The sequence below is a fragment of the Colwellia sp. MB3u-45 genome (genome assembly GCF_014077005.1).
GTDB lineage: Bacteria > Pseudomonadota > Gammaproteobacteria > Enterobacterales > Alteromonadaceae > Cognaticolwellia.
Genome location: NZ_JACGVC010000040.1, coordinates 51,511 through 76,029 on the forward strand (window position 1 = coordinate 51,511; position 24,519 = coordinate 76,029).

Below are 24,519 nucleotides of genomic sequence, written 5' to 3' on the forward strand. Positions count from 1 at the left end.
GTCAGCCTTATTTTCTAGCTAAAAGAATTTCTAAACGTGCGCCAACACGTTCGGCAAGATCAGCTAAGTCGCCAACCCAATCAATGATTTGATATAAAAACATCACATCTATGCAATTTAAATCTTTTTCAATATTTAGTAAATCTTTACGTAATTTAATTTGCATACCATCTGTTTCATCTTCAATTTCATCAAGTTGACTGATCATTTTAGTGACCAAATCAACTTCGCGACCACGAAATCCAGTTTCTAATAAGTCATCCAGTTCATTTATTGCATCTGCGGCTTTTTCAGCTGCGTCGATACTACGCGCTACATAAGCAATAAACTGCGCTTGTAATTCGGTAGGAATGGTTAATTTTCGGCCAAAGATACGTCCGGCAATATCCTTTGCGCGATTGGCAATTTTGTCTTGTTGAGATAATAACTCTAGTAAATCAGCACGATCGACGGGCATAAATAAACCGCCTGGAAGTTCTAAGCGAATTTGACGTTTTAAATCGTCAGCATCACATTCCAATTTAGAAATTTTCTTACGAATTTTTCCTGCACTGCTCCAATCTTCTTCGGTCACTGCCGCGAAAAAAGGCACAAGCTGACTACAACACTTATGTACTATTCGAATATGTTTTTCTAAGGGTTTAATTGGCGACTTTGCAAATATGCCAATTATTGAGTTTCTGGCCATAATTAATTTCCAGGAGCTTAAGCTCTTTGTTTTTTATTCGACGCGGATATTAAAGCATTTGAAAGTGAATTCAAAGGTTTTATCACAAGACAGTGGCTGTTTATAGCATGATTGTTGATTATCTGTGCCATTAAAAGTATAGACATTATTAGCCATACAATAGCCAATAATGTCTATAACTAAATACATTAATTTAAGTTAATGATTTAAGATAAAGACTCGAAGTCTTCAGGTGTGGTATGACGCACCGATTTACCTTTGACAAAATAAATAATGTATTCACAAATATTTTGACAACGATCACCAATACGCTCTAACGCTCGGGCTGACCAAATAACACTCATCACTTGTGGAATTGAACGTGGGTCTTCCATCATATAAGTCATAAGTTGGCGCATTAAGGCTTCATATTCACGATCAATTTTATCATCGTTTTTATGTACTTTAATCGCTGCTTCAACATCCATGCGAGTAAACGCATCCAAAGTGGCTTGTAAAAAGGTTAATACATGACGACCCAAATTATCCAAATTCGATAATAGGTCTTTATGCTTACCTGATAAGCTTTCTAAGGTGACATTAGCAATTTTACCTGCTTCATCGCCAATACGCTCTAAATCAGTAATGGTTTTTACAATCGCCATCACTAGACGTAAGTCACCTGCTGCTGGCTGACGCTTGGCAATGATACGCGTACACTCATCATCAATAGTCACTTCGGCGTTATTAATCAAATAGTCGTTGTTGAGCACTTTTTTCGCTAGCGCTTCATCCGCATCACAAACCGATGTTAGTGCATCAGCTAGCTGTTTTTCAACCAAGCCACCCATGTGCATAACATGATTCATAATACGTTCTAAGTCTTCGTTAAACTGGCCAGAAATATGACGACCAATATTTAAATTATCCACGGTATAACCCTCTGTTTATCGTCAATTTTATTTAACCGTAACGGCCAGTAATATAATCTTCTGTTTTCTTCTTTGCTGGCGTCGTAAACAAGGTATTGGTGTCACTATACTCAATAAGATCACCCATATACATAAAGGCAGTTTGATCTGACACACGCGCCGCTTGTTGCATATTATGGGTAACAATTACCACAGTAAACTGTTTCTTTAAATCATTGATCAATTCTTCAATGGTTAAAGTTGAAATAGGATCCAAAGCTGATGTTGGTTCATCTAATAATAACACTTCAGGTTCAATAGCAATAGCGCGCGCAATCACTAGACGTTGTTGCTGACCACCCGAAAGCCCCAAAGCACTCTCATGTAACCTGTCTTTAACCTCATTCCACAACGCCGCACTACGCAAGGCTTTTTCTACCGCTTCGTCTAGCACACGGCGATTGTTGACCCCGGTGATACGCAAACCATAAACAACATTTTCATAGATAGATTTAGGGAAAGGGTTTGGCCGTTGAAATACCATACCTACTTTACGACGCAAAGCCGCCACATCGGTATGGCGATCGTAAATATTCTCACCATTAAGGTTTATTTCACCTGTTATTTTACAAATATCGACTAAATCATTCATCCGGTTGATGCAACGCAACAAGGTTGACTTGCCACAACCACTGGGTCCGATAAAAGCAGTGACTTGCCCCTTAGGAATCGACATTGAAATATTTTGCAATGCCTGCTTGTTACCATAATATAAGTCTAGGTTCTTAATTTCTAACGCTACTTGCTCTGGCGACAGGTTATTAAGATCTAGCTTAACCCTGTGTTCTGATAATTTTTTTGGGGTAACAGAAATCATAGTATTCTCTTTAAATCTTGTTCAATAGATAGGAATTACTTCCCGTGCATCTTTTAATTTTTTAAATTGCTTGGTTTTATCGTCTGAGCTTATTGATCTAACATACGATATTTTTCCCGCAAGCGATTACGAATCGAGACCGCGGTTATATTCAAAGCAACAATAATACTCACCAATAATAATGCCGTGGCATAAACCAAAGGTCTGGCCGCTTCAACATTGGGGCTTTGAAAGCCAACATCATAAATGTGAAAACCTAAGTGCATAAATTTACGGTCTAAATGTAAAAACGGGAAGTTACCATCCAGGGGTAGGTTTGGCGCCATTTTCACCACACCAACTAACATCAGTGGCGCAACTTCACCTGCCGCACGTGCTATGGCTAAAATAATGCCGGTCATAATCGCCGGACTCGCAATAGGTAAAATAATACGCCATAAGGTTTCAGCTTTAGTGGCGCCTAAAGCTAAGCTACCGTGTCGCATAGCAGAAGGAATACGCGATAAGCCTTCCTCAGTTGAAACGATAACTACAGGTAAGGTTAAAATAGCCAAGGTAAGCGCTGACCACATCACGCCTGGCGTACCAAAGGTCGGGCTAGGTAGTGTTTCAGCATAAAACAAATCGTCTAAGCTACCCCCCACCATATAGACAAAGAAACCTAAACCAAATACCCCATAAACAATAGAGGGTACACCTGCTAGGTTAATGACGGCAATGCGTAGTAGTTTTGTGAGCGCATTATTACCGGCGTATTCATGCAAATAAATGGCGGCAACAACACCCAATGGCGAAACAATCACTGTCATTAACAGCACCATTAATACCGTACCGAATATTGCAGGAAATACACCACCTTCTGTGTTCGCTTCACGCGGATCTTCGCTAACAAAGGCCCCAATTTGACTAAAAAACATTTTCAGCTTTTCAAACACGTTGAGTTTATTATTAAAGGTAACCTGTAATACATCTTCAAAATTAATGGTAACTTTTTGTCCATCCATAGCGCGCACAACAACTTGGTCACGGGAGATTTTCTCACGTAAAGCCATCAACTGCTCTTCTAGCACACTATAATCAGCCTTTAAGCCTGCAACTTTATCTTTAAACTCTTGCTGCAATTGCGGAGTAAGCGTGTCATCAAGTATATGCTTGCGCTCTTCTAAGCGCGTGCGTTCTATTTGATAGTTAATGGCGCCAATATCAGACTTTTGTAAGTCTTCCATTTCAGCTTGAAAGTCACTAACTCGCTCAACGAGCTGTAACATTTCATTTTGCTCTACCACCTGACCATCTAGAATAACTTCCTCGATAAAGCCATAAAAATTACCATTAGTGCGACGCTCAATAACCACTAACTCTTCAGGTAAAGAGGTGTTATTAATTTGCGGTACTAAAATCCAGCGAAAGTCTAAACTGACTAATTCACGATTACCGGTTTTAATTAATAGTCGCTCAATAGTTTCAGCTGACTCGTCAATATTGAGATTTAGATGTACCAACTGTGATGCAGGTATACTTTCTCTTTCGTAAATTTCACCAATAACCGTTAAATTTTTACCTTGCTCATCAGTCATTTCAAACTGATAAATATCTGCTGGCCAAAAATAACTTAAACCGCGCCAGGCGATTAACCCCAGTAAACCTAAAACCGATATCAGGCTGATGCTAACACCACCTGCTGACAACCACACCCAAGGAGAGCCAGACTTAAACCAATTATTCATGCTATGTCGCCTTCCTTACAATGAGCTATATTTTTCACGCAAACGCTGACGTACAAATTCAGCTAGCGTATTGACTACAAAGGTAAATACAAATAAAACAAATGCGGCCAAGAACAGAATACGATAATGAGAACTACCCACTTCCGATTCTGGCATTTCAACCGCAATATTTGCTGCAAGTGTTCTCATGCCTTGGAAAATACTCCAATCAAGAATCGGGGTATTACCGGTTGCCATTAACACAATCATGGTTTCTCCCACCGCACGGCCAAGTCCCATCATAACGGCAGAAAATATGCCTGGGCTGGCGGTCAGTAACACCACTTTAATTAAGGTTTGCCATTGAGTGGCGCCTAATGCCAAAGAACCACTGGTTAAATGCCTAGGGACACTAAAAATAGCATCTTCAGCCATAGAGAATATCGTAGGAATAACCGCAAATCCCATGGCAATACCCACAACTAAAGCATTTCGTTGGTCAAAACTAATGCCTAAATCATTAGTAATATATTGTCGAACATCACCACCAAACAAGTGTAATTCAAGCACAGGAGATAAGGCGAATGCCGCATAAGACGCCAGTAAAATAGCCGGTATTAAAATAATAGGTGCCCATGTTTCAGGAATAAGTGTTTTGTATTTTCGAGGTAATTTGTGCCATGAGAAAGCGGTAATAAACACTGAGGATGGAATAAAAACCAGCAATAAGCAGATAGCCGGTAAGTAAATTTCAATAATAGGGGCTAACCAAAGTCCAGCCAAGAAACCTAAAATAACGGTTGGCAAGGCTTCCATCATCTCAATGGTCGGTTTAACTTTTCTGCGCATACCAGGCGTCATAAAGTAAGCCGTATAAATGGCGGCAGTTAAGGCAATAGGTACGGCAAACATCATAGCGTATGATGCGGCTTTAATGGTACCAAACGAAATGGGCACCAAAGAAAATTTTGCTTCAAAATCATCAGAGCCAGACGTAGATTGCCAAATAAACTCAGGTTCAGGATAACTTTCATACCAAACTTCTTGCCAAAGTGCTTGCCAAGTAACTTCTGGGTGCTCATTTTTGACAGAGAAAATAGCCAATTCGTTGTTCGAAAACACCACTAAACCATCGGCACGAGGCGCAATAGAAAGCGCTTGAGCATTACCTTGGTGTAAATTACCACGCCATAAATCTGCTTCGCTGGTGGTATAAAACATGCCCATTTCACCTGACGGTGTTTCGGTATAAAAACTTTTACGATATTGCTCGGTATATATGGCGGTTATCGGTTCATTGTCACTCACTTTGAAACGACGAATTTCTTTAAATTCACGCCCTTCATCTGTGGCAACTTCGAACCATTGACTGACTGAACCATTGTCATCACCTAATAAAATTGAGCTACCACCTGACAATAACGCCATACTGGTAATATGATTAGGTGTTGATTTATTTTGTGCCAGTTGCGGAATAATGGTCGCTTTTAGCTCGGGTTCATAATCTAATGAAAACACAGCGACTTGATCATTTTGGCGAACAAACGCCATAGACAAACCTGACGATACCAAAATATCATTAACCTGCTTTGCCTCATAATCAATTTCTTGATATTGCACGTCATACGCCGTGTCGTAATTAAAGTCATCTTCAGCTAACAAAGTAGTTTTAATCAGGCGATTATCTTGGGTAAAAGCAACGAAAATTGCTTTTTCATCATCCATAGCAAATGACAGCTTGGTAATTGCTGCATTATTTTCATCAATGGGTAAATATTCTTTACCTAACGGATAACGAATACTAGGAATAATGACCCTTTTACCACTGGTAAAATTAGCTGTAAAACTGGGGACAATAAGCTGAACATTGCCAGCACTGTCAATTAATAGCTTTTGCTTTTGCCCCACATTAATCAGCTGCGCTAGGCTTTCGCCATCAGCAACCAATGGTTGAGAAAGTATTTTGTCACCGGCTTTATGCCCGTCACCATCAACTAATTGATAAAAGTTAATCTTGCCTTGTTCAGTAATGCTATAGGCAACTTCTTTTAATTCATCAACGCCTGTTGCTAGCACTTTATATTCTTCGTTGATAACAAATTTTGCGGTTACATCAACTTTTGCAGATTCAAAGATAGGTTTAATTACGTAGAGTAAATACATGAATATTAATACTAGCGTAAATAAAACACTGATACCGCCTAAGGTAATTATCCATTTTGCTAATGAATTTTTCACTTTGCGATAGTTTGCTGATTTAGAAGCAATGGCCACTTAAAAACACCTTCAACTATGATAATTTTTTAACTGCGGCTATTGTAAGACAGCAACATGACAGTTTTGTGACAAGGTGTTTTTTATCTCACACCGCCATTAAAAATAACAGCGACAACTTGCTAGTTTTTAGTTATGTTATGACTTATTAAATGTTATCAATGAAATAACCAAACCTATTAAAATAACCGCGCATTGGGCAGAAGGAAAAATAACAACATGAATATTAATAAAATAATGCAACGTAATTTAATAACGTTAGAGTTAGATGACAGCTTAGAGAGTGCTAAAAACTTGTTTGATCAACATAATATTCATCATATTTTGATCAAAGATAAAACCACCTTAACAGGCATTATTACCGACCGTGATTTATGGAAAAACTTAAGCCCCACTATAGGTACGCGTAAACAAACCCCGCAAGATAGTTTTATATTGAATAAAAAAGTGCATTTAATCATGGCTCGTGAACTGATCACCGCAACAGAAGATGTCAGCTTATCTGAAGCAGTATTGCTATTTCATGATCATAAAATATCTTGCCTGCCTATTGTTGATGAAAATAAATGTGCTATTGGTGTTATTACTTGGCGCGATATCATCAAGGTCATTGCGGTGCAATATCGTCGCAAAAATCAAGACAACGGTAAGTAATAATACCCAACTTTATTAATCGCTCTAGTGTAATAAACAGTAAAACCGCGATAGAGACTTAACAGCTAACAGATAACATCGAACAGCCCGCTTTGTGTTTAGCTTATGCCGGAGGTTTTTCAGCAAAGCTCTCAAATGCTGGCTGCTCATCATAGCGCTTAGATAACACTCCTTCTCATTAGTGCAGAAAATCATTGCTGCAGAAAATATCACTTTTCTGCTCTGCCAACTCAATGGTTTGCTGCGCTAAATACTTACCTAATATCTATTTAGCGTTAGTTGCATTCAATCGTGTGTAGCAAATAGTTTTTAGCAAATCATGCTTAATAAATGGCGCTTAATAAATTACCTTTAATAAGACGTTATTAATAAAATGAGTTAGCCGTTTTAATTTAGTCGCTTAAATACAGACTAAAAAAATACATAAAAAACCATCACAGTGTATGAACGAGTGAAATTTAATCTATATTTCAATCTATATTTCAATACTATACAGCTGAAGATGTTTAATCTAACGCCCTAAAGCAGATATTAAATGCCTATGTTGAGTGCTTACTTGTAAATATCTTTTCATAAAAATGTTACTGATTGTTATAAAAACTGCTAGGTTAAGTCTCAGAGAGATATTCTGGTATTAAGCCAAATAACAGGGATGAGATGGGATGTACGTATGGCCTATAAAAAAAATATAGCTGCTTTATTGCAACAAGTGCATGAAATGACTAGTGTGCTCGATAATATTGGCTCCTATGTTTATTGCAAAAATTTAGCCGGTAAATACACCTATGTTAATGCCGATGTTGCCGCGTTATTTCAAACCTCTGTTCAAGATATTATAGGTAAAGATGATAGCTACTTTTTTGATTTAAATGTGCTTGATGAATTGCTTAAAAACGATCGTAAGGTTATTTTTGGTAAAGTTTCGTTAGCTTTTGAAGAAAGTAATCTGATTAAATCTACCGGCAAAGTGCACACCTATAAAACCATTAAAAATCCTATATTCAATGAGATGGGCGAAATTATTGGTCTTTCAGGGATATCGACAGATATTACCATGCAAAAATTACTAGAAGAGGATAATCAGGATCAAAAGCATTTATTCGACGTTATTTTAAATAATATTGATGCCTACATTTACATGAAAGACGCTAAACGCCGCTACCGATATGTTAATAGGCGCGTAGCAGAACTGATTGGTCTGCCTGCAGAAGAAATTATTGGTAAACTTGATACCGATGTTGTTTCGCCGAGCTATGCCGATCACTTTTGGCAAACTGACAAACTCGCATTTGAGGGCAACGAAAAAGTAGTGATCAACGAAACATTAGAGTCACCTGACAAGAAAACGCAACATTACCTCAGCACCAAAGTACCTTTCCAATTAAGAGGTGATATGAGAACTATGATAGCCTTTTCCACCAATGTCACTGAACTATATCAACTGAAAGAAAAATTTGAACAACTGGCTAATACCGATGTATTGACCAGTATCTACAACCGTCGTTATTTTTTTGATAATGCTAATCGAGAGTTCAACCGGGCGAAAAGACACCAACAAGCACTGGCTGTTATCTCGTTAGATGTTGACCACTTTAAGACTGTTAACGATCAATATGGCCACCCTGTTGGCGATCAAGTGTTAATCAAAATTGCGCAACTCATTACTCCCACTATCAGAGCCGAAGATATTTTTGCCCGAATAGGCGGAGAAGAGTTTTCAATATTACTACCCAACATTAGCCTGTCTCAAAGCTTGCAAGCCGCAGAAAGATTACGCGACTTATTAGATAAAAAACCAATACTTATTAACAAAAACATTATGCTATCAATAAAAATCAGTTTGGGGGTTTCGGTGCTAAAAGCCAGCGACAATTGCTTTCAAGATCTCTATGCCCGCTCTGACAGTGCTTTATATCAAGCTAAGTCTCAGGGGAGGAATCACGTATATTTAATCGACTAATCATCAAAGCCTTAAGCGCATTCAAACCCAAGCGATAAATTTGCGATGCCAAACACAGATAGCTTTTAGCTTAACGACATCAAGCCCATAAAACCTCATTGCCAACAAGGTCACTATTAACCTAGAATAGCGACATTACTCACACTGTCTAAAAAAGGTTTTTCATGGCACAACCATTACCCGATAAATTCATCATGTCGATGAACCGCGTTTCCAAGGTAGTTCCACCTAAACGCACAATTTTAAAAGACATCTCACTTTCTTTCTTTCCTGGTGCAAAAATTGGTGTGCTAGGTCTCAATGGCTCAGGTAAATCTACCTTACTGCGTATTATGGCCGGTCTTGATACCGAATTTGAAGGTGAATCAAAAGCACTTCCAGGTACTAACATAGGTTATTTGCCACAAGAGCCAATATTAGACGAAGAAAAAACCGTCCGTGAAATTGTTGAAGAAGCCGTTTCTGAAGTAAAAAATGCTATAGCACGATTAGACCAAGTCTATTCAGACTACGCAGAGCCCGATGCCGACTTTGACGCTTTAGCGAAGGAGCAAGGGCAATTAGAAGATATTATCAATAGCCAAGACGGCCACAATATTGACAACGTCTTAGAGCGCGCCGCTGATGCTTTACGTTTACCTGAGTGGGAACAAAAAATTGGTGTACTTAGTGGTGGTGAACGTCGTCGTGTTGCACTTTGTCGTTTGTTATTACAAAAACCTGATATGTTGCTACTTGATGAGCCCACCAACCATTTAGATGCTGAATCTGTTGCCTGGTTAGAGCGATTTTTACATGACTATCCTGGTACCGTCGTTGCTATTACGCATGATAGATATTTCTTAGATAATGTCGCTGGTTGGATCCTAGAGCTTGATAGAGGATATGGTATTCCTTATGAAGGCAACTATTCTTCATGGTTAGAGCAGAAAAACACCCGTTTAGAACAAGAAAGTAAAACTGAAAGTGCCTTGCAAAGAACCATTAAACAAGAACTTGAATGGGTACGCTCAAATCCAAAAGCGCGTCAGTCAAAAAGCAAAGCCCGTATGGCACGCTTTGAAGAGCTTAATAGCCAAGATCATCAAAAGCGTAATGAAACAAACGAGCTGTACATACCACCAGGACCTCGTTTAGGTGATAAAGTATTAGATGTTAATAACTTAACCAAATCTTTTGGGGATAGAGTACTGATTGATAACTTAAGCTTTAGCGTACCTAAGGGGGCTATTGTCGGTATTATCGGACCAAACGGTGCTGGTAAATCAACCTTATTTAAAATAATGTCAGGTGCTGAACAGCCAGACTCTGGACATGTAGAACTCGGTGATACAGTTAAGCTTGCTAGTGTTGATCAGTTTCGCGATGACATGGACAACAGTAAAACCGTATACCAAGAAATATCTCAAGGCCATGAAATTTTACAAATTGGTAGTTTTGAAATTCCAAGTCGTGCTTACGTTAGCCGCTTTAACTTTAAAGGTAATGATCAACAAAAGATCATTGGTGACTTATCTGGTGGTGAGCGTAACCGTGTTCATTTAGCCAAATTAGTGCAAACAGGTGGTAACGTATTACTGCTCGATGAACCCACCAACGATCTAGACGTTGAAACCTTGCGTGCACTTGAAGAAGCACTGTTAGAATTTCCAGGCTGTGCCATGGTTATTTCCCATGACCGTTGGTTCCTTGACCGCATCGCCACCCATATTTTAGATTACCGTGATGAAGGCAACATCAACTTCTATGAAGGAAATTATACAGAATACGAAGAATGGTTGAAGAAAACTTATGGTCCAGCAGCAGCTGAACCACATAGAATAAAATATAAAAAAATAGGTTAACTAACTAGTTAACAACAAGTAAAAGGCACCTTAATAAATTAATTAAGGTGCCTTTTTATTAAAATCGGGCTATGCTGAGTAAATCACTTTTTGATAATTAAACTCATTTTGATAATGAAAATCAATGCAAAATAGACGCCAATTTACACGAATTCTTTTTTCTATACCGGCAGAATTAGCAATAGAGCAGCAAGTATTTAATGTCAATATTCATGATATATCATTAAAAGGCGTTTTACTTTTTGCTGATACTAAAGGCCTATTCCTTGAAAAAAAATTGGGTTTACTATCACTTAAATTAGATGACTTTGGCGCTAAAATCATAATGAAAGTCACCGTTGCTCATCAAGAAAGCAATAAAATTGGACTGCAATGCAATGGTATTGATATTGACAGTGTGAGTTTATTACGGCGCTTAATTGAACTGAACCTTGCAGACGATAAGCAATTTCATAAAGAACTGTCACAGCTAACTCGACCTTAATTAATACGCGCAACTTCAACTAAATTTTCAAAGGATTTATTATGAATCATCTTATTATATCTTTCATCACCGCAGATCGCCCTGGCATAGTCAAAGTATTATCTGACCTTATCAGTCAGCATAAAGCCAATTGGCAAGAGTCTAGTTTACATCAGATATCAGGCGTTTTTGCTGGCGTGATCGACATTGCCGTTGCCCCTGAAAACTCAGCAGCATTATCGAGTGAACTCGCGGCCTTAACCGGCTTTAAAATGCAAATAGAACATGTACAACCTAATGACTCAGTACCTGAAACCTTGCTTGTTTTAGAACTAACGGCAAACGATAGAGCGGGCATAATTCAAGAAATATCTTCTACTATTCATCATCATGGTGGTAATTTACTTAAACTGGTGAGTACACAAGAAAGCGCACCACATGCCGGCCATGAATTATTCAAAGCAAAAGTTACTATTTCGACTAATACAAAAGCTATCGACTCTATGATTGATGCGCTTGAAAACCTCGCCGATGACTTGATGGTAGATATTTCTCGCTAAAAAACTAACTATTGCCCAAGACGCTAGCAATGCCTTAGCTTGTTTTTCATACTGTTTTATATGTTTTTATATGTTTTTATATTATTTTATAAAAATATTATTACTCTTTCATATCGACTTAAAGCTTCTATTAATACCCTGGTGCTATGTTCTTATCTAAAGGTAAGTTCGTAGCATATTACATAGCGCAATGACCAAGATGGTAAAGAATGGCAATGTGATGACAGTATTGCCAACATGGAGGTTGGTGCTTAGTTTTTGTCTGGGAAAAAATGATCGTTCGTCCTGAACATACACCCTGCTGTGCATCCATGCACCCGCGATATATCCTGCATCCTAAACATAGCTGCTCTTTTACATCCATGTAATCACAGCATACCCTTCGTCCTGAACATCGCTGCTCTTTCACATCCATGTGATCGCAGCATACCCTTCGTCCTGAATATCGCTGCTCTTTCACATCCATGTGATCGCAGCATACTGTTCGTCCTGAATATCGCTGCTCTTTCACATCCATGTGATCGCAGCATACCCTTCGTCCTGAATATCACTGCTCTTTCACATCCATGTGATCGCAGCATACTGTTCGTCCTGAACATAAAAAGTCCGCAATCATTGCTGATTGCGGACTTTTTTATTTGCTAAGCTTCTAGGCGCTAAGTTTCTAGGCGCTAAACTGCTATAGGCTAGTTTTTTATAAGCCTAACTTTTTAAATTCTTTTGCAGCAACTGAAGCAGGTAATGGAATATAACCATCTTTTTCTACAATGTCTTGGCCTGATTTTGACAGTACCATTTTCAAAAATTCAGCTTCCATAGGTGCTAAAGGTTTGATCGGGTGCTTATTAACGTAAACATATAAAAAGCGTGATAATGGATACTCTTTAGAAATTGCATTTTCCATATTAGCTTCAATAAAGTTTTCGCCTTTTCTAGACAATGGCAATGCGCGAACGCCTGAGGTTTTATAGCCAATACCTGAATAACCAATACCGTTTAATGAGGCAGAAACCGATTGTACAACCGATGCTGAGCCCGGCTGTTCGTTAACACTATTTTTAAAGTCTCCTTTACATAGTGCTTCTTTTTTAAAGTAACCGTAAGTACCTGACACTGAGTTACGACCGTACAATTGTATATCTTTAGCGCTCCAATCACCTGTTAGCCCTAAGTCTCCCCAGCGTTCAACATCTTTGAAAGCACCACATTTACGGTTATTTGAAAAAATAGCATCAACTTGATCTATACGCAGACCCTTTATCGGGTTGTCTTTGTGAACAAACACAGCTAAAGCATCAATAGCGACTCTAACAGCCGTTGGCTTGTAACCATAACGCTTTTGAAACGCTTCAATTTCACTTGACTTCATCTTACGGCTCATTGGGCCAAGATTAGATGTTGCTTCCGTTAATGCCGGTGGCGCTGTAGATGAACCTGCCGCTTGTATTTGCACATTAACATTAGGATATATGCGTTTAAACTCTTCCGCCCAAAATGTCATCATATTAGCTAAGGTATCTGATCCAACAGACGAAACATTGCCTGAAACACCACTGACTTTTTTATAGATTGGTAACTCATTCTCAACTGCAAATGCAGAAAAACTGATAAGACTTGATAAACCAATAACGCCTAATGTACTTTTTAAACTCATGTTACTCTCCGATGAGAACTATAATTAATTTAACAACACTATAGAAAGTGAATATGACAATAATAAGTAAAGTTTGTGACACTTGTATGACAAGCCTAAAAAAGCGGTCAGTTGAAAAGCAATAGCTGTCAGCTTTCAGTTAAAAGCAAAACAATAACCCAAGGATAGATTATCACCGGCAAGCCCTTTGTAGGGTGGACTTTAGTCCATCAGATTTTAAAATAGCTGTCAGTTAACAGCAAAACAATCACCCAGGCTAGATTATCACCGGCAAATCTTTTGTAGGGTGGACTTTAGTCCACCAAGTTTTAAAGAATAGCTTTCAGTTAAAGGCAAAACAATCACCCAAGGCTAGATTATTACCTGCAAGCCCTTTGTAGGGTGGACTTTAGTCCATCAGGTTTTAAAAATAACTTTCAATTAAAAGTCAAAAAATCACCCAAGCTACATTATCACCTGCAAGCCCTTTGTAGGGTGGACTTTAGTCCATCAGGTTTTAAAGAATAGCTTTCAGTTAACAGCAAAACAATCACCCAGGCTAAATTATCACCTGCAAGCCCTTTGTAGGGTGGACTTTAGTCCATCAGTTTTTAAAAATCGCTGTAAGTTTTAAGTTTATTTGCAGAAGACTGGGCTTTTGATTACCAGGTTAAACATTTTATTTTACCGTCAAAATACCAAAACCTTAGTGAGCTTTATGTTTAAAACTGACTTGCTGAGCAAGTGTATCGGCACAAAATATATAACGTTTTAGCCTTGCTAAGTGATAAATGCTAAGTGATAGATTTGCTAGCCAAAACTATACAAACAATGAAGGTAAAATTAATTACAAATGACTTTTATTAAGCTTAGATAAGTTATTTGAATCTTAAGATAGAAAAATAACCAACAATGAGATTTAGTCATACGGGCTGACATATTAACAAGCTTATTTATTCGCTATTTCAGGACTGAAATAGATAATAAATTCGCTGCCTTGATGCCACTCACTTTCAATTGAAAGCTCACCGTGGTGGTGATTCAATACATGTTTAACTATCGCCAAACCGAGGCCAGAGCCGCCCGTATTACGTGAGCGAGACTTATCAACACGGAAAAATCGTTCAGTTAAACGATTAACATGCTCAGGTTTAATACCGGGGCCATTATCTTTCACACTAAAGCGTATTTTATTACCGTCATTACCAAGTCTTATATCAATAATGCCATTAGGCGGAGTATAGGCAATAGCATTTGAAATTAAATTCAAGCAGGCGCTTTTTAATTCGTGTTCATTGCCATTAATACTTATATTTGGCGCAATGTCATTGTTAATAATATGATTTTTATCTTGATTTAACCACTGCACCTCTTCAATTATCGTTAAGACTAAGCGCGATAAATTAACTTCTTGATGATTGTCTGCGTCAACATTATGCTCGATTCGTGATAGCACTAAAAGTTGTTCAACTAGCCTATCCATTCGTGACACTTGTGATTCTATCGTGGTAAAGGCTTTTTTCCAATGTGGGTCCAGCGCAGTTTCACTGGCTTGCACCATTTCAACATAACCACGTACCACTGTTAGAGGCGTTTTTAGCTCATGGGATACATTAGCAACAAAATCACGGCGCATTTCCTCTAACCGTTGTATTTTACTGATATCACGCGCTAATAATAAAATTTGATCACTACCGTAAGCCATCATCCGCAGCTCAAGCTGTAACTCATTATTTATCGGTGAAATAATTAAACAAGGGCTATTATAATCGCCATCATCTAGGTATTTAGAAAACTCTGGAAATCGAATCAAGTTGTCAATACGTAAACCAATATCCTCGGGCCAACGCACCCCTAAAAACTTTGAAGCTTTTTTATTACCCCATAAAATGATCAGTTCATTTGATAGCACTAACGCTGCATCAGGCAAGGCTTCAGCGCCATCACGAAACTTTCGAATACGTTCATTAAGTTGCTTCTGTTTTAAGCGCTGCTTGCGAATACGGCGATAAAGACCATCGTATATTCTGCCCCAAATGCCATTAGCTTGTGGTGGTGCTATTGATTTTCCTTGCCACAGCCACTGAATCAATTTAAACAAATGATTATAATGCCAAGCAAGCAGGCATAGTGAGACAATACTGACAGCAAGAAATGTTTGGCCAAACAAATAGCCAACAAAACCACTGACAATAATTACGCCAAAAATACGGGTAAAAAGCGTTCTAGCTGAAATGCGAAAAAACATAAATTAGTTATTAACCTGAGGGTTGAATTTTGCCCGAAAAGCGATAACCTGAACCTCGTACCGTCTGAATAAAATCTTCATGGCCGTCACCAGAAATAGCTTTACGTAAACGTCGAATATGGACATCAACCGTTCTATCTTCAACATAAACATTTGTGCCCCATACATTGTCTAGTAATTGCTCTCGGCTATAAACCCGTTCAGTATGGGTTAGAAAAAAATGTAACAAACGAAATTCTGTTGGGCCAAGGTCTAAATTTTTATTATTTATTGACACTCGATGCGCGACTGGATCTAAGGTAATGCCGTGAAAATCAATGGTCTCTTCTAACGCTGTCGGCGCAACGCGGCGAATAACCGCTTTAATGCGAGCAATTAATTCTTTCGGTGAGAAAGGTTTAGTTACGTAGTCATCAATGCCGGCTTCAAAGCCTTTAACTTTATCGTCTTCGTCTGCTCTAGCGGTTAGCATAATAATTGGAATGGTACGGGTATACTCATTTTGTTTTAATGATTTTGCTAACTTTACCCCTGTGCCACCTGGTAACATCCAATCCAGTAAAATTAAGTCAGGATAAGGTTCTTTAATTTGAGCTTGTGCTTGCTCTATCGTTTCAGCCTCGATGGCATTAAAACCATTTTGCTCCAAAACAAAGATGATCATTTCTCTTATTGCGGCTTCGTCTTCAACAACCAAAATCTGTCTACTCATGTATCCTTCCTAATCGCCTAATCGTATAGCAAACATTGTGATAAATTATTGTGACAGTTTCATGACAACGATAGAATTATTATCCTTGGGTTGATTTATTAAGCCCTAAGCAACATTAATCTGTTTGTTATTGTTGTTATGATCATCGATACCAAACCATTAGGCAAGAAAAAAGCCGCACAAAGCGGCTTTTAATCATTAATGTATCAACAACTACAATGGTTAAAACTTATATTCGATACCCGCGGCTAAGTAATCTTGGTCTTCGCCACTGTCCATATCAAAAGTGGTGTAAAAAGTGTATAGCTTAGTGCTTTTAGCTAGTGAATAATCTGCACCGAGAGTAATACCAGATTTATCATCACCGTCTTTAAAGTCAGCCGCTTGATATTGGCCTTTAAAGGTTATTTTATCCATTTTATATTTAGCCGATACCATGAAACCATCCATTTCACCGCTACCATCTATTTTTTCTTGGCTTTGCACTATGGCGCCTAACACAACACCAGAGACTTTACCCTGCACAGTCGCACGAGTAATATCGTAACCATTAACGTCAGAATCGACAGCAACAGAAGCAAAAATAGCTGACTTTTTCAATTTTGCATCACCGTAAAATATGGCAACAGAAACACCATCTTCTGCGTCAACCGCATCTTCAGCGATATAAGTAACACCTAATTGAAAATCACTAAATTTAGGTGATTTATAAGAAAGTGTATCCGCCATGCGGTTTTCACCTTTCCATAAACTTTTTATATCACCATTTAAATCGCTAAACAAATCAACTTTGCCTTGTGATTGCTTAAGCATAGTGTCATTTTTACCCAATAAAACCTCACCAAAACCGCCGGCTAAGCCAACATACTGGTTACGATCAGTAATGCTATCGCCTTTTGCACTATCACCATCTAAGTCAACCTGAAACTCTGCTTTATAGATAACAGATAAGCCTTCACCCAGATCATGTGTACCTTTAAGTCCAATACGTGACGCATTACTTTTTACTTCTGTAAATGACCCTTCACCTTCATCAGAAGATTGCAGTGAAAGATTTGCTTTGCCGTAAACTTCAACATCAGCTGCAAATGCCGACAATGATAAAGAAGACAATAAAACGACAGCGATTTTGTTGTAAGTATGTTTCATGTTGATACCTTTAAGAATTAGTATGGCTAAAAATAATTGAGCTTAGTTTGCCTAATCTTTATGACATTATTGTGACATCAAGAAATAATTTTTCACCATTATGCCAAAAAATACAATTTGTATTAAATTTTAATCACCACTACATCAAGCTTTTATAGTGCTTTTGCGGTAAATTAATGGTGTTCCCTTTATGTGGAATGAATTATGCTGAAAATAAATTAAAAATAAATAAAGCATAGTGTTTATTTACAACTCAAATTATTACTTAAAGTCGCTAAATTTATAATCACCTTAAGCTACTTTAAAACAGCAAAATAAAGCAACACTAACAAAAGAAAACTTTAATGAAATCAACTAGCCTGTCACGAAAGTTACTTACACGAGTATTGTCATTATATTTTGTTCTGACATTTATTGTTACTTGTGTGCAAATTGGTGCCGAATACATCAATACCAAAAATCACATTGCCAATGAATTACTCACCCTAGAGAAAACCTTTAGTGGCAGTTTAACCCGAGCGGTATGGGAACTAAATACCCAACAAGCGATATCTATTGCAGAAGGCTTAGTTGCTATTCCAATGATTAAAGGCATCACGGTTACCGATGAAAACAATCTCATTATCGCCCAATTAGGCTTAACAGCTGATGCAGAAACGCTTTATATTGAGTTAGTTGGCGATGACGTTAACAACCCTGAGTATTTTAATGTTAGTTCCCAAAGCGAAGGACTATTTGGTCATGGTTTTCCGTTGATTTTTGAATTTTCAGGTCGCACCACTAAAGTTGGCTCAGTGACCTTATTATCCAGCAATGAGGTTATTTTTAACCGAATACAGGTCGGTATTTATTTTCTTATTGGTAATGCCATGGTGAAAACCGCCGCACTGGTATTGTTATTTTCCTTAGCTTTTTCAAGCCTTTTGACCAACCCACTTAACGCACTAACCGAACAAATTAATCAATTTGATATCGATGACCCTGAAGCCTCTAAATTACACGTAACTAACTATGAAAATAACGAATTAAACATTCTGCAAAACGCCTATAATAATTTAATTGATGAACTGGTGGCCTATAAAGACAAACTCGCCCTAGCCCAAAGCAACATTATATCCGCTAACAACAAGCTTGATGAACAAAACCTGATACTTGAACAAGAGGTAGCACGTAAAACCTCATCATTAAGTACCTCGATGTTAAAAATGGAAATGCAGCAACGTGAATTATTAACTCAGCAAAAAAATCTACAAACTGAAAATGCTCGCAGAAGCACCACAGAAAAAACTTTGCTCGAAACAAATCACGAATTGAAAAATTCTATTATTCAATTAAACAAAGCGCAAGAGCGCTTACTTGACGCAGAGAAAATGGCGGTACTGGGTAGTATGTCAGCCGAAGTGACCCATGAAATTAATACCCCAATAGGCGTCAGTATAACCTCCACATCTTATCTGGCAGATTTACTCACTGCGCTTAAAGCTGACATAAAAGACAATAAACTCTCAAAACGTGTGCTTAATGACTTTACCAAGAATTCAGAGCAAGGTCTTAATTTAGTGTTAAACAACCTCGAACGTGCCTCTGAATTGGTCACGAGTTATAAACAAGTGGCGGTTGACCAAATAAGCGAAAAAATTCGTCAAGTCAATCTGGGCAAATATATTGATGAAATCATCCGTTCATTGCACCCTAAATTTAAAAACACCCAACACAAGATTGAAGTAGATTGCCCGCAAGATGCTGAAGTTTATTGCCATGCCGGCGCTATTTCTCAAATATTTACCAACCTCATCATCAACTCAATCATGCATGGCTTTAAAGATATGGAACGCGGTGTAATTACCATATTGGTAAAACTCAACGGTGAACATGTACATATAACATATAAGGACAATGGCCACGGCTTATCTGACGAACAATTAACACACCTCTTTGATCCATTTTATACTACCGCTGGAAATAGAGGCGGCACAGGCTTAGGCACTTATATCGTTAATAACCTAGTAAATGACACCTTAAATGGTAGCGTTAGTGCAAGTTCAGCTCTTGAACAAGGGCTAAGTTATGATATCAAGTTTGATAATATGCACTAACTGCTCCTTGCCTAATGAGATTAATCTAAGGCGTGCGTGATGCAAACAAGTACGGTAATATACCCGCTCAACATACCCGATCAACTTTAAGATAGATATTTTAGCTTGAAGTAGAACGGGTATAGTGCCCTCGTTTTTCAATTATTCGCCCACTTTTATCGGGCCTAGGATTATCTTAATGTGGTTTAAAAACCTATACTTTTTTGCCTTTACCCGCCCTTTTGATTGTTCTGAAGAAGATTTAGAGAAACAATTATCTGAGCATTTATTTACCCCCTGTGCTTCAACTGAACAATCGCATTTTGGTTGGGTTAATGCATTAGGCAAGCATGGCGACTCAACTGTTCACGCGGTAAACGGTAATTATTTATTGTGTGCACGCAAAGAAGAAAAAATTCTCCCCGCTCCTGTTGTTAAAGACATGATCGAACAAAAAGTAGCGCAATTAGAAGTAGAGCAATCACGCGGCGCCACTAAAAAAGAGAAAGAGCAGTTTAAAGAAGATATTATTTTTGAATTACTACCACGAGCATTTTCTCGCTTTAGTGATACTCGTGCTTATATTAATGCTGTGCATAACATTATTGTTATCGATACCAGTAGTCGTGGTAAAGCCGAAGACTTTTTAGCACTTTTACGTAAATCACTTGGTACATTGCCCGTAACCACTCCGTCACCAGAAAAAGCCCCTGATGAAGTTATGACCGAATGGTTAGTCGAAAGTAACTTAGGTGCTAACTTTCAATTAGGCATGGAAGCTGAATTCAATGCCTTAGGTGATGACGGCGCAGTGGTTCGGGTTAAAAACCAAGATCTTACCAGTGAAGAAATTAAAGCACACTTAGATGCTGATAAATATGTTGTCAAAGTAGCGCTAGAGTGGGACGAGTCCTTGTCATTTATATTATGTGACGATTTAGCCGTTAAACGTCTTAAATTCTATGACGTTATTCAAGAGCAAAACGACGATATTGATAGCGATGATGTTGTCGCGAAACTCGATGCCGACTTTGCCTTAATGACCGGTGAGTTAAACCGTTTTATAGATCACTTGTTAGCTGAGTTTTCACTTAAAGCCAGTGATTATTTAGAAGCATAGTTTATCGCTAACATAGCGGGTTAAAAAGGCGCTACTTAGCGCCTTTTTTGTCATTTTACATTAACAACTTGATAAACAATTAAATAAAGACTTAGATGCAAATAATAAGTCAGATTAGCCTTAATTAAACATGGCGCGAACTTGTGTCAAAAGTTCACTAAACGCTTCCGAATCCATAAATTTGGCATCCGGTAAAATGTCTTTAGTCACCAAGCTTTCAAGTAAAATATCTCGTGTTGATTCACTAGTAAATATTTCATGATAAACCGCACCAGCTCGAATAAAATCAAGGTAGTGAACCTCTTTTAACAAAATAGATAAATCATTCCATGACATTACTAACTCGGTAAGCTCTTCAGAAAAACCCCAAGCTTTGGTTATCTCAGCACCAATTTCATTAGAAAGCCTTGCAATCGCTTGTTGTAAAAATACTGGCTTTGCAAACACCTCAGGATGATTTTCAGCTTCTGTTAATATGGGTAAAGTACCAATATTATGAATAAGGGCTGCCAGCGTTAGCGTATCTAAGGTGAATGGTGCACGTTTATGCTTTGTTAAATATAACGTCATTAAGGCGATAGCAACTGAAGCCACATCAACAGTTTCACCCCATGACTTTTGCATATATTTGGAAATTACGGGGTTATTAGAGACAAACATTTGCTCTATAGCAATCCCTGTAGCAATACTTTTAATTTTTCTTAGGCCAATACGAGTAACGGCTTGAGCAACCGACTCAACTTTGATTTCTCGCCCAAACACAACACTATTTGCCACTTTAAGCATACCTAAAGATAATGCAGCATCGTGGCTAATAATATCACTCATCTTGCCTAAACTAATATCTGCATCGTCTGCAGCTTGCCTCACGTTCAATGCGATTTTAGGCAAGAGAGGTAAAACTAACGCATCCTGTTTAATTTTCTCAACAAGTATCGTATAAAGTGCACTTTCTGCGCCCATAACCATTCCTTACTATTTGTAGATTCATAAATTTAACACAAAGTAATATTATTAAAGTAGATAAAAGCGCATTTATTAAAAGTTTTTACATCTATCACGTTAATCATCATGCAAAAAATATCAGCATAAACAACAAATTGCTTTGCTTAATATTTATATACTGTCAATTTCAGTGATAGAAAGCACAGTTATAATTTTTTCTTTATATTCAAAGATTGCAGAAATACAGACCTAAAAATTATAATTTCAGCAGAAAAAGTAGAGAATAGGCAGATTAACCTGTAACTTGATATTGCTCATTATTTGTACTATTAATTATAATCTGATCATAAATTCTAATACGTCCTAACTTGAATGTATTGTTTTGTTTTGTTGTGTTGCTGTTTTTATTTTCTGAGCAAGCATAGGTAAATATTATGAAAGATAATGTAAATCCACATTCATCAAACGAGCAAAACTTAGCCCCGCAATCCAGTACCTCACATCAGACTGAACCAAAAAAATGGTGGCAATGGTTTCTCGTTTATCCAACGATACTTTTAGCGTTAATGGGTGCCATGCCAACCTATTATGAAATGGGCAGCGCTTATATCAAGGGAGTTAAAGCAGGAGATTCAGATAAAGCGATACTAAGTAATAAAATGTGGATAAAAAATTTCGAGTGCACAACATTACCCTATGAACCTTTTGTCACCCCAACAAACACTGAGGTTGATGCAACTATATGCAAATCTGGTGATGTTTTAATCAAAATAAGGACTGCCAATAATGCACAGTTTTTTGAATGGGTTGCCGTAGAAAAAATATCGCGCATTAAAACAGCCGCTATTCATTTTAATTTATTCAATCAAGCTATGGCTAGCCAGAGTAAAATAAATACAACTTCATCTACATCCAACAATGGTGTAGTGGTATTGTGTCAAAAGTGGATTGGTCCAAATTTATTACTAAGACGTGTGCAATATCAAGGTAGAGGCTGTTTTGATGAAACTATAAACACTTACTCAGGACAAGTAGTTAAATCAATACCTGCACCATGTAACTGTTAATAACATGAAATACATAATTTTTGTTATAGTCATTACCCTCAAAATGAGTTTTTCACCTAGTTTACTCGCCAAAACTCAACATGCGCTTATCTCTAGCATAGCGCAAACTGATGCTAGTGGTAAAAAAGCAAAAAAAGAAGTTAACGCTCAGAAAAATAATACAATTAATGACGAGAAAAAAGCCAAAGAAGAAGTTAACACGCCAATAAACAATGCCGCTAATAACCAGCAAAAAGCGAAGACGGAAGTTAACTCACCAGAAAATAATACCACTAATAACGAGCAGAAAGCTAAAGAAGGACAAAAAGCTAAAAAGGCGGCTGACAATAAAGCTAAGACAAAAATAGTGTCAAATAACCTCTAGCTAACTTATACCCGCTGCATTAATTAGCGGCTCTACTTTATACCTGAGTAACATCTTAGAATACATGATATTTATTGCCAACTATCAAGGGGTTTAGCTGATCAATATTAACCCTTCATTTTCCTTGATAACTTTCTTTAGCAAAATTCAAGCTAACTAACCATAATGCTCAAGCAGAATCTAATTATCAGGTATCATTTTTTTGCTCATATTGGCAACATAACTAGTATAGTAACTAGTACAGTTACTCGTGCGGTTATTTTATACAATAAGATATGAAGACAACTGCAGAGTAATATTATATCAAGAAAATGAAAATCAAGCTTAGCAAAAGTGCACAACACTTTTGCTATAAAGTTGGCTCAATTATACCGAAATAGCGGCTTTAATGTGTGGGTGAGCTTGATAGTTTTGTAGCTCAAAGTCTGCGAAAGTAAAATCAAAGATACTTTTTACTTCAGGATTAATCCACATATTGGGTAATGGCAAAGGCTCACGCGATAATTGCTCATCGACTTGCTCAAGATGATTTAAGTATAAATGCGCGTCACCAAAAGTATGGACAAAGTCACCCAGTTCTAAATCACAAACTTGCGCGATCATCATAGTAAACAAGGCATAACTAGCGATATTAAATGGCACGCCCAGAAAAATATCTGCACTTCTTTGGTATAGCTGACAGCTCAACCTACCATTTAAGACATAAAACTGAAACAACGTATGGCATGGCGGTAAAGCTTGTTTGCCCAGTGCCGCATTAGCGGTTGGACTTATCGAGGTATCAGGTAATAACGCAGGGTTCCAAGCGGTAATGATATGACGACGTGAATCAGGATTATTTTTTAAATCATCAATTAATTGTGCTAATTGATCAATAGTTTCGCCGTTTTGTGCCGGCCAGTTACGCCATTGCACTCCGTATACTGGGCCAAGTTCACCTTCATCAGTGGCCCAAGCATCCCAAATTTTCACGCCATTTTGCTGTAAATAAGCGATATTAGACTCACCCTTTATAAACCACAATAGTTCATGGATTATCGACTTAAGATGACATTTTTTTGTGGTTACTAACGGAAACCCTTTTGCAAGATCAAAACGCATTTGATGACCAAATATACTTTTAGTACCGGTACCAGTGCGATCAGATTTTTCAACCCCTTCGTCTCTAACATGGCGCATTAAATCAAGATATGCTTTCACTAGGTTTTCCTTTAACGTTATTAATTAGAACAAATAGTTTATGCCAAATACCGTAAGGCTAAAGCGGTAAACTTAACCACTGATTTCAGC

Annotated in this window: 20 protein-coding genes; 9 read left to right on the forward strand and 11 right to left on the reverse strand. The window is 37.8% G+C overall.

Annotated elements, in window-relative coordinates; translation table 11 throughout:
- Nucleotides 1-7: 7 nt before the first annotated feature.
- From H4J41_RS03625 to H4J41_RS03645, 5 genes are all read right to left on the reverse strand, one after another.
- A complete protein-coding gene (locus H4J41_RS03625; protein WP_182136521.1) occupies nucleotides 8-688 on the reverse strand; it encodes a TIGR00153 family protein in 681 nt (226 codons plus the stop codon).
- A 206-nt stretch (nucleotides 689-894) separates the two neighbouring features.
- Complete coding sequence (gene phoU / locus H4J41_RS03630; protein WP_182136522.1) at nucleotides 895-1,599, reverse strand: phosphate signaling complex protein PhoU; 705 nt, start codon at nucleotides 1,597-1,599, stop codon at nucleotides 895-897.
- A gap of 31 nt (nucleotides 1,600-1,630) precedes the next feature.
- Nucleotides 1,631-2,455, reverse strand: coding sequence for a phosphate ABC transporter ATP-binding protein PstB (gene pstB / locus H4J41_RS03635; protein ID WP_182136523.1), 825 nt, complete (start codon nucleotides 2,453-2,455; stop codon nucleotides 1,631-1,633).
- An 89-nt stretch (nucleotides 2,456-2,544) separates the two neighbouring features.
- On the reverse strand, nucleotides 2,545-4,182 hold the full coding sequence (gene pstA, locus H4J41_RS03640) for a phosphate ABC transporter permease PstA (protein ID WP_182136524.1): 1,638 nt from the start codon (nucleotides 4,180-4,182) through the stop codon (nucleotides 2,545-2,547).
- A 15-nt stretch (nucleotides 4,183-4,197) separates the two neighbouring features.
- Nucleotides 4,198-6,324: an ABC transporter permease subunit gene (locus H4J41_RS03645; RefSeq protein ID WP_182136570.1), complete on the reverse strand. Its 2,127-nt coding sequence runs from the start codon at nucleotides 6,322-6,324 to the stop codon at nucleotides 4,198-4,200.
- A gap of 330 nt (nucleotides 6,325-6,654) precedes the next feature.
- Here H4J41_RS03645 and H4J41_RS03650 point away from each other — a divergent pair, with 330 nt between their 5' ends.
- From H4J41_RS03650 to H4J41_RS03670, 5 genes are all read left to right on the forward strand, one after another.
- The gene (locus tag H4J41_RS03650) at nucleotides 6,655-7,089 is read left to right on the forward strand and encodes a CBS domain-containing protein (protein WP_182136525.1); all 435 of its coding nucleotides are present in this window, start codon (nucleotides 6,655-6,657) and stop codon (nucleotides 7,087-7,089) included.
- 670 nt (nucleotides 7,090-7,759) lie between these two features.
- Nucleotides 7,760-9,049, forward strand: coding sequence for a diguanylate cyclase (locus H4J41_RS03655; protein WP_182136526.1), 1,290 nt, complete (start codon nucleotides 7,760-7,762; stop codon nucleotides 9,047-9,049).
- 164 nt (nucleotides 9,050-9,213) lie between these two features.
- A complete protein-coding gene (ettA, locus tag H4J41_RS03660; protein WP_182136527.1) occupies nucleotides 9,214-10,893 on the forward strand; it encodes an energy-dependent translational throttle protein EttA in 1,680 nt (559 codons plus the stop codon).
- Nucleotides 10,894-11,017: 124 nt separating this feature from the next.
- Nucleotides 11,018-11,377, forward strand: coding sequence for a PilZ domain-containing protein (locus tag H4J41_RS03665; protein ID WP_182136528.1), 360 nt, complete (start codon nucleotides 11,018-11,020; stop codon nucleotides 11,375-11,377).
- A 41-nt stretch (nucleotides 11,378-11,418) separates the two neighbouring features.
- Nucleotides 11,419-11,916, forward strand: coding sequence for a glycine cleavage system protein R (locus H4J41_RS03670; protein ID WP_182136529.1), 498 nt, complete (start codon nucleotides 11,419-11,421; stop codon nucleotides 11,914-11,916).
- A 694-nt stretch (nucleotides 11,917-12,610) separates the two neighbouring features.
- On the opposite strand, the gene H4J41_RS03675 is transcribed toward H4J41_RS03670, so the two are convergent.
- The 4 genes from H4J41_RS03675 to H4J41_RS03690 all read right to left on the reverse strand — a co-directional run bounded on the left by H4J41_RS03675 (nucleotide 12,611) and on the right by H4J41_RS03690 (nucleotide 17,658).
- Nucleotides 12,611-13,570, reverse strand: a complete 960-nt coding sequence (locus H4J41_RS03675; RefSeq protein ID WP_182136530.1) for a PstS family phosphate ABC transporter substrate-binding protein — start codon at nucleotides 13,568-13,570, stop codon at nucleotides 12,611-12,613.
- A gap of 928 nt (nucleotides 13,571-14,498) precedes the next feature.
- Nucleotides 14,499-15,797: a phosphate regulon sensor histidine kinase PhoR gene (gene phoR / locus H4J41_RS03680; protein ID WP_182136531.1), complete on the reverse strand. Its 1,299-nt coding sequence runs from the start codon at nucleotides 15,795-15,797 to the stop codon at nucleotides 14,499-14,501.
- Nucleotides 15,798-15,807: 10 nt separating this feature from the next.
- Nucleotides 15,808-16,509 (reverse strand): phosphate regulon transcriptional regulator PhoB, encoded by a 702-nt coding sequence (gene phoB, locus H4J41_RS03685; protein WP_182136532.1) that lies wholly within the window; start codon nucleotides 16,507-16,509, stop codon nucleotides 15,808-15,810.
- A gap of 222 nt (nucleotides 16,510-16,731) precedes the next feature.
- Entirely contained in the window at nucleotides 16,732-17,658 is a 927-nt protein-coding gene (locus tag H4J41_RS03690; RefSeq protein WP_182136533.1) for a porin, read from the reverse strand.
- A gap of 344 nt (nucleotides 17,659-18,002) precedes the next feature.
- Here H4J41_RS03690 and H4J41_RS03695 point away from each other — a divergent pair, with 344 nt between their 5' ends.
- Nucleotides 18,003-19,754, forward strand: coding sequence for a sensor histidine kinase (locus H4J41_RS03695; protein ID WP_182136534.1), 1,752 nt, complete (start codon nucleotides 18,003-18,005; stop codon nucleotides 19,752-19,754).
- A gap of 178 nt (nucleotides 19,755-19,932) precedes the next feature.
- Complete coding sequence (gene rdgC, locus H4J41_RS03700; protein ID WP_182136535.1) at nucleotides 19,933-20,853, forward strand: recombination-associated protein RdgC; 921 nt, start codon at nucleotides 19,933-19,935, stop codon at nucleotides 20,851-20,853.
- A 120-nt stretch (nucleotides 20,854-20,973) separates the two neighbouring features.
- Here the strand turns inward: rdgC and H4J41_RS03705 are convergent, their stop codons facing one another.
- Nucleotides 20,974-21,816 (reverse strand): HDOD domain-containing protein, encoded by an 843-nt coding sequence (locus H4J41_RS03705; protein ID WP_182136536.1) that lies wholly within the window; start codon nucleotides 21,814-21,816, stop codon nucleotides 20,974-20,976.
- Nucleotides 21,817-22,232: 416 nt separating this feature from the next.
- On the opposite strand from H4J41_RS03705, the gene H4J41_RS03710 reads away from it, so the two are divergent.
- Both H4J41_RS03710 and H4J41_RS03715 read left to right on the forward strand, forming a co-directional pair.
- Entirely contained in the window at nucleotides 22,233-22,865 is a 633-nt protein-coding gene (locus H4J41_RS03710) for a hypothetical protein (protein ID WP_182136537.1), read from the forward strand.
- 4 nt (nucleotides 22,866-22,869) lie between these two features.
- Nucleotides 22,870-23,229, forward strand: coding sequence for a hypothetical protein (locus H4J41_RS03715; protein ID WP_182136538.1), 360 nt, complete (start codon nucleotides 22,870-22,872; stop codon nucleotides 23,227-23,229).
- Nucleotides 23,230-23,595: 366 nt separating this feature from the next.
- On the opposite strand, the gene H4J41_RS03720 is transcribed toward H4J41_RS03715, so the two are convergent.
- Nucleotides 23,596-24,429, reverse strand: coding sequence for a thymidylate synthase (locus H4J41_RS03720; protein ID WP_182136539.1), 834 nt, complete (start codon nucleotides 24,427-24,429; stop codon nucleotides 23,596-23,598).
- Nucleotides 24,430-24,519: the final 90 nt, after the last annotated feature.

Excerpts from the sequence above, each read along its gene's own strand:
- H4J41_RS03670 (WP_182136529.1), top strand. The coding sequence starts at position 11,419 with ATGAATCATCTTATTATATCTTTCATCACCGCAGATCGCCCTGGCATA.
- H4J41_RS03655 (WP_182136526.1), top strand. The coding sequence starts at position 7,760 with ATGGCCTATAAAAAAAATATAGCTGCTTTATTGCAACAAGTGCATGAA.
- phoB (WP_182136532.1), bottom strand. The coding sequence starts at position 16,509 with ATGAGTAGACAGATTTTGGTTGTTGAAGACGAAGCCGCAATAAGAGAA.
- H4J41_RS03710 (WP_182136537.1), top strand. The coding sequence starts at position 22,233 with ATGAAAGATAATGTAAATCCACATTCATCAAACGAGCAAAACTTAGCC.
- phoR (WP_182136531.1), bottom strand. The coding sequence starts at position 15,797 with ATGTTTTTTCGCATTTCAGCTAGAACGCTTTTTACCCGTATTTTTGGC.
- H4J41_RS03650 (WP_182136525.1), top strand. The coding sequence starts at position 6,655 with ATGAATATTAATAAAATAATGCAACGTAATTTAATAACGTTAGAGTTA.
- ettA (WP_182136527.1), top strand. The coding sequence starts at position 9,214 with ATGGCACAACCATTACCCGATAAATTCATCATGTCGATGAACCGCGTT.
- H4J41_RS03715 (WP_182136538.1), top strand. The coding sequence starts at position 22,870 with ATGAAATACATAATTTTTGTTATAGTCATTACCCTCAAAATGAGTTTT.
- pstB (WP_182136523.1), bottom strand. The coding sequence starts at position 2,455 with ATGATTTCTGTTACCCCAAAAAAATTATCAGAACACAGGGTTAAGCTA.
- H4J41_RS03645 (WP_182136570.1), bottom strand. The coding sequence starts at position 6,324 with ATGTATTTACTCTACGTAATTAAACCTATCTTTGAATCTGCAAAAGTT.
- H4J41_RS03690 (WP_182136533.1), bottom strand. The coding sequence starts at position 17,658 with ATGAAACATACTTACAACAAAATCGCTGTCGTTTTATTGTCTTCTTTA.
- H4J41_RS03695 (WP_182136534.1), top strand. The coding sequence starts at position 18,003 with ATGAAATCAACTAGCCTGTCACGAAAGTTACTTACACGAGTATTGTCA.
- pstA (WP_182136524.1), bottom strand. The coding sequence starts at position 4,182 with ATGAATAATTGGTTTAAGTCTGGCTCTCCTTGGGTGTGGTTGTCAGCA.
- rdgC (WP_182136535.1), top strand. The coding sequence starts at position 19,933 with ATGTGGTTTAAAAACCTATACTTTTTTGCCTTTACCCGCCCTTTTGAT.
- H4J41_RS03625 (WP_182136521.1), bottom strand. The coding sequence starts at position 688 with ATGGCCAGAAACTCAATAATTGGCATATTTGCAAAGTCGCCAATTAAA.
- H4J41_RS03675 (WP_182136530.1), bottom strand. The coding sequence starts at position 13,570 with ATGAGTTTAAAAAGTACATTAGGCGTTATTGGTTTATCAAGTCTTATC.
- H4J41_RS03705 (WP_182136536.1), bottom strand. The coding sequence starts at position 21,816 with ATGGGCGCAGAAAGTGCACTTTATACGATACTTGTTGAGAAAATTAAA.
- H4J41_RS03665 (WP_182136528.1), top strand. The coding sequence starts at position 11,018 with ATGCAAAATAGACGCCAATTTACACGAATTCTTTTTTCTATACCGGCA.